Annotated in this window: 3 protein-coding genes; all 3 read right to left on the bottom strand. The window is 62.6% G+C overall.

Features of this window, described 5'->3' with window-relative positions; all coding sequences use genetic code 11:
• Positions 1 to 818 (bottom strand): ABC transporter permease (locus tag EOA22_RS26660; protein ID WP_164755841.1); only part of this gene is annotated, 818 nt, incomplete at its 3' end.
• Positions 815 to 1,882, bottom strand: coding sequence for an ABC transporter permease (locus tag EOA22_RS26655; protein ID WP_013527925.1), 1,068 nt, complete (start codon positions 1,880 to 1,882; stop codon positions 815 to 817). The genes EOA22_RS26655 and EOA22_RS26660, both read right to left, overlap by 4 nt.
• 18 nt (positions 1,883 to 1,900) lie before the next feature.
• Complete coding sequence (locus tag EOA22_RS26650; RefSeq protein ID WP_027161780.1) at positions 1,901 to 3,544, bottom strand: ABC transporter substrate-binding protein; 1,644 nt, start codon at positions 3,542 to 3,544, stop codon at positions 1,901 to 1,903.
• Positions 3,545 to 3,903 lie beyond the last annotated feature (359 nt).

The following is a 3,903-nucleotide window of genomic DNA, read 5'->3' as shown; positions in this document are numbered from 1 at the left end:
ACCCACCACTGGTCGAGCACGAAGCGGCGGCCGGACGCGATCATCGTGCCCCATTCGGGCAGCGGCGGCTGCGCGCCGAGGCCGAGGAAACCGAGCCCGGCGGCGGTCAGGATGATGCCGGCCATGTCGAGCGTCACCCTGACGATCAGGGACGAAATGCAAAGCGGCATGATATGGCGCAGCACGATGCGGAAGGGCGAGGCGCCCATCAGTTGCACCGCCTTGATGTAGTCGGAATTGCGCACCGTCAGCGTCTCTGCCCGCGCGATGCGGGCGTAGGGCGGCCATGAGGTGATGGCGATGGCCAGCACCGCATTCTCGATGCCGGGGCCAAGTGCTGCGACGAAGGCCAGCGCCAGGATCAGCTTGGGAAAGGCGAGGAAGATGTCGGTGATGCGCATCAGGATGGCATCGGTCCAGCCGCCGGCATAGCCGGCCACCGTGCCGACCAGAAGGCCGATGGGTGCGGCGATGATGGCGACCAGGATGACCACGTAAAGCGTCCAGCGCGAGCCGTAGAGGATGCGCGACAGGATATCGCGGCCGAGATCGTCGGTGCCGAACCAGTGCTCGGCGCTCGGCGCCAGCAGGCGCGCGTTCTTCAGGTCGCCGAACGTTGGCGAATAAGGTGCCAGCACGCCTGCAAGGGCGGCAACGACCAGCAGGGCAATGATGATGAGCAGGCCCAGAAACGCCAACCGGTTGGCGGAAAAGCGCCGCCACGCCACATAGGCGCGGCCGAGCCTTGCCTGCATGCGCGAGGCCGGCCGCTCGCTGAGCAGCCAGTCGCGACGGCTCTGGATGGTGTCGACGCTCATGCGGACTTCGTCCTCGGATCGAGCACCCGATACAGCAGGTCGGAGAGAAGGTTGATGGCGATGAACACCGAGCCGATGACGATGGTGCCACCGAGCACCGCATTCATGTCGGCGTTCTGCAGCGAATTGGTGATGTAAAGGCCGATGCCCGGCCATGAGAAGACGGTCTCGGTCAGCACCGAACCTTCCAGCAGTCCGGCATAGGACAGCGCGATCACCGTCACCATCGGCACCGCTGCGTTGCGCAGCGCGTGGCCCCAGATGATGCGGGTTTCCGACAGGCCCTTGGCGCGCGCCGCGACGATATATTCCTGCGACAATTCGTTGAGCATGAACGAGCGCGTCATGCGGCTGATATAGGCGAGCGAGAAATAGCCGAGCAGCGAGGCCGGCAGGATGATGTGGCGGAAGGCGTCGTAAAAAACGTCCCACTGCCCCTGCATCGCAGAGTCGAGGAGATAGAAGCCGGTGATCGGCGTAAAGGTGTATTCGTAGACGACGTCGAGCCTCGCCGGGAAGGCAACCCATTGCAGCTTGGCGTAAAACAGCACCAGCCCAAGCAGCCCCAGCCAGAAGATCGGCACGGAATAACCGATCAGGCCGATGACGCGCACGATCTGGTCGATGAGGCTGCCGCGCCTGACCGCGGCCAGCACACCGAGCGGCACGCCGAACAACGCGCCGATCAGCGTTCCGAGGGTCGCCAGTTCCGTCGTGGCCGGAAGCGCCCGGCGAATGTCGGTCATGACCGGATTGGTGGTCAGCACGGAGACGCCGAAATTGCCGTTCAGCGCATTCTTCACATAGATGTAGAACTGCTCGATCAACGGCAAATCGAGGCCCATCTCGCGGCGCGTGCGCTCAACCACATTGGCCGGCGCCCGGTCGCCGAGCACCGCCAGCACCGGGTCGATTGGAATGACGCGGCCGATGAAGAAGGTGACCGCGAGCAGACCAAGATAGGTCGTGATCGCAATGACCAGGAAACGGCCAAGCGATGATGCAACAGCGACGGCGCGGGCGCTGCCGCGCCCCGCCGCCACTTCTTTTTCAACCGCGCTCATGCGGCGTGTCCGCGAGCACTATTCCTTGGACACCGGTCCGACGAAGTTGGTGTCGAAGCTCGGGCCGAGCGCAAAGCCCTTGAGGTTCTTGCGCAGGCCGGCCACTTCCAGCTGCTGGTGGATGACGACGAAGGGGCTGGTGTCGAGGATTTTCTTCTCGAGATCCTTGTACATGTCGGCGCGCTTGCCGGCATCCTTCTCGAGCAGTGCCGCTTCCGTCTGCTTGGTCAGGTCCGGAATGTCCCAGGCGTTGCGCCAGGCCAGCGTCTTGGTCTTGGCCCCATCCGAATTGTCCGGGTTCGAGGCAAAGGTCTGGGCGTTGGAGTTCGGGTCGAAATAATCCTGGCCCCATTGGCCGATATAGATGTCGTGGTTGCGGGCGCGGTATTTGGTGAGCGTCTGCTTGCCGTCGCCCGGGATGATCTCGAGCTTGATGCCGGCCTGTCCGAGCGTCTGCTGGATCGATTCCGCCATCCCGGTCGTCGGCTGGCCGGTGCGTACGTCCATGGTTACGCTGAAGCCGTCGGGCAGACCGGCCTTGGCCAGCAATTCCTTGGCCTTGGCGACATCGAGCTTGAACGGATTCTCATCCAATTCGCCGAGCACGCCCTTGGGCAGGAAGGTCTGATGGATTTCGCCGATGCCCTTGAGGATGGTGGAGCTCAAGGCATCATAGTCGACCAGATACTTGAACGCCTGGCGCACCTCCGGCTTGGCGAGGTTCGCGTTCTTCTGGTTGAGGCTGATGTAATAGACCGTGCCCTTGGGCGCGCTGGTGGTGGTGAGGTCGGCGTTCTTGGCGATGGCGTCGAGGTCGTTCGGTTCGAGATTGCGGGCAACGTCGATGTCGCCAGCCTCGAGCGCCAGGCGCTGGCCCGAGCTTTCCTTCATGTTGCGATAAATGACGCGGGCAAGCTTGGCTTTTTCGCCGTAGTAATTGTCGTTGCGCTCGAGAACGACGGCTTCGTTGGCCCGCCATTCGCGCAGCTTGAAGACGCCGGAGCCGGCATAGCCGGTCTTCAGCCAGGCATTGCCGAAGTCATTGTCCCATTTGTAGTCGGCGCTCGGCGTGACCGAAGCGACATGCTCCTTGACCAGCTTGGCGTCGACCACCGAAGCCACCGTTGCCGACAGGCAGTTCAGCACGAAGCTCGGCGCATAGGCCTTGTCGACGGTGAACTGGAAGGTGCCGTCGTCGACAGCCTTGGCCTTTTCGGTGACGTTGTCACCGCTGATGCCAAACTGGCCGATGATGAAGGCCGGGCTCTTGTCGAGCTTGATGACGCGCTCGAACGACCAGGCGACATCGGACGCCGTGATCGGATTGCCGGAAGCGAATTTCAGGCCGGGCTTGAGCTTGAACGTGTAGGTCAGGCCGTCATCGGAGACGGTCCAGCTTTCGGCAAGGTCGCCCTTGACCTTGGAGGTGTCGCTGAGGTCGAGACGGACAAGCAGATCATAGGTGTTGCCGGTGACCTCGGCGGTCGACAGCTCGAACGCCTCGCCCGGATCCATGGAGATGATGTCGTCGATCGCGAAACCTTCGACCAGCGTGTCGGCGGGCGTGACCGCACCGGCGGGCGCGCCGGCCAGAAGCAGCGCCGACATGGCGGCACCCGCGAGCAGGAAGCGAGAGCGTAGAGCAAACTTTTCCATCATCATTGTGATTGTTCCCTGTTTTGTTGTTTGTTGACCTGAGTTCCCGGCTCAGGGTTGCGGAATTTTTTCGGGGCCTGGAGACGGCCCCTCTGCCCACTTACCGTCGTGGTTTTTGTCCAGTTGGTCAACACCATACCCGGCGGCCCCGTGGCGGGCAACGAGCATTTATACGACGGCTCATTGGGCCAGAAAGGCCGGTGGGGTGTCGACGCATAGGCCAGCCAATCGAGGCTGCCGATCGAGAAAAATCTGCTAATTTCGGAGCTATTTCAGCACTGCGACCAGATCGGCGTCAGGAAAGCAGGTGGCGGCGCGGCCGTTCTTGGCTTGCCATATGCCGATCGAGCGGCGGGTGTTGAAGG

Source organism: Mesorhizobium sp. M7A.F.Ca.US.014.04.1.1, assembly GCF_003998745.1.
In the GTDB taxonomy this organism is placed as follows: Bacteria; Pseudomonadota; Alphaproteobacteria; order Rhizobiales; family Rhizobiaceae; genus Mesorhizobium; species Mesorhizobium ciceri.
The sequence above is the reverse complement of the archived record's forward strand: the minus strand, read 5'-3'. Positions and strand labels throughout refer to the sequence as shown.

Coding starts and splice junctions, on each gene's coding strand:
- EOA22_RS26655 (WP_013527925.1), bottom strand. CDS start 1,882: ATGAGCGCGGTTGAAAAAGAAGTGGCGGCGGGGCGCGGCAGCGCCCGC.
- EOA22_RS26650 (WP_027161780.1), bottom strand. CDS start 3,544: ATGATGATGGAAAAGTTTGCTCTACGCTCTCGCTTCCTGCTCGCGGGT.